This window comes from Actinomyces sp. HMSC075C01, from assembly GCF_001812965.1.
GTDB lineage: Bacteria > Actinomycetota > Actinomycetes > Actinomycetales > Actinomycetaceae > Actinomyces > Actinomyces acetigenes.
This window is the reverse complement of sequence record NZ_KV811019.1, coordinates 1,481-2,081: the sequence shown is the minus strand read 5'-3', so window position 1 is coordinate 2,081 and position 601 is coordinate 1,481. Positions and strand designations below refer to the sequence as shown.

Sequence of the window (601 nt, the reverse complement as noted above, 5' to 3'; positions counted from 1 at the left end):
TTTGCTTCGGCTTGGGTGGGTTGGGGTGTGGGTGCGAGGCCCGGCTGCGAGTGTCGCCCTGTCTCCGTGCACCTGCGACCAGGAAGGCCGGCGCCCCGGGTTTTCGTTGCTGTGCCGGGGATTCTGGATGGGTGCCCCAGCGTGCGGGTGGCGGAGGGCCAGGCTATACTGTACATATGTTCGAAGGCGGTGTGCTTCCTCGTGTCCCGGCCGATTGTGCGGCCGGGACGCTGAGCGCGCCTGCCCAGGACGCGTCGGCGGGGACTGCGACCTGCCCTGAGGACGTGGCGGGCCTGCTGGGGTCCTTGGCCGCCGGCGGAGCACTGGCCGGCGTGGTGGAGGGACTGCTGGCCCACCTACTGGTCACCACCCAGAACCACAACCACGACGACAGCGACGGTGGCGGCGATGGAAGTGGTGACGGTGAGGACTCCGCCGCTGATGGTGATGCGGTGCCGGCCCTGCTCACCAGCGAGTCCGGCGGTGATGCGAGTGGTGAGGATGCCTTGGTGGCTGGTGCTGAGGGACACAGGGTCGTGTCTCTGGAGGAGGTCGGCGGCACTGGGTTGCTTGGTCTGGGGGCGCGGGGTCTGGGGGAGCT

The 601-nt window shown here is 69.2% G+C and carries 1 pseudogene; it reads left to right on the top strand.

Annotation, left to right across the window (positions count from 1 at the left end):
• Window positions 1–176 precede the first annotated feature (176 nt).
• Window positions 177–601, top strand: a pseudogene (locus tag HMPREF2883_RS14830) (HNH endonuclease); the annotation flags it as partial.